The organism is Burkholderia sp. A2 (assembly GCF_001729305.1).
Taxonomy (GTDB): domain Bacteria; phylum Pseudomonadota; class Gammaproteobacteria; order Burkholderiales; family Burkholderiaceae; genus Burkholderia; species Burkholderia sola.
Genome location: NZ_LZXX01000015.1, coordinates 1 through 631 on the forward strand (window position 1 = coordinate 1; position 631 = coordinate 631).

At 68.3% G+C, this 631-nt stretch carries 2 protein-coding genes; both read right to left on the reverse strand.

Annotated elements, in window-relative coordinates; translation table 11 throughout:
- Nucleotides 1–348, reverse strand: a 348-nt coding sequence (locus A9Z05_RS01635; protein ID WP_141723321.1) for an extracellular solute-binding protein, incomplete at its 3' end; no start/stop codon positions are given.
- Nucleotides 349–419: 71 nt separating this feature from the next.
- A partial coding sequence (locus A9Z05_RS01640) for a class II D-tagatose-bisphosphate aldolase non-catalytic subunit (protein WP_141723322.1) occupies nucleotides 420–631 on the reverse strand: 212 nt, incomplete at its 5' end.

Sequence of the window (631 nt, forward strand, 5' to 3'; positions counted from 1 at the left end):
GTTCAGGTCGTAGTCGGCCGGCAGCCCCGTGATCGGCGCGAGCCAGCCGCGCTTGCCCCACTGCGGCGTTTCATAGGTGCCGATCGCCATCACGTCGAACTGGCCGCTGCCGGTCGTGATGTCGGTCGTCGCGCGCTGGCGCAGCACGTTCTCCTCGAGGATCACCCAGTTCAGCTTGATGTCGGGGTTCGCCTTCTCGAATGCCGGCGACAGCTTCTTCAACTCGATCATGTCGGGGTTGTTCAGCGTCGCGATCGTCAGCGTGCCGGCGGACGCCGCGCAGGCCGCCGTCGCGAGCGCGGCTCCGGCGAAACAGCGTGCGGCGGCGTCGAGCATCTTTCGTTGCATGGCATGTCTCCTGTGATTGTTCGAAATGTCGTCGGTCTTGCGTGGTGTTGCGTCGTTTCCTTCGCGGCCCGTCATGCCGGCCGCTGCATCCCACACGCGCGCGCATAGTGCGCGATCACGTCGCGTATCCGGTGGCGCACCCATGCGCGCGGTTCCTTCGCGAGGCCGCCCGCGCGGCACGCCGCGTAGACGTCCGGCAGCCACTGCGCGACGAGCGTCTCCGGCACCGGCTGCCGCGCGAGGTTGTCGAACAGTTGCTCGACCGCGGCCGCGACGGCCGGCT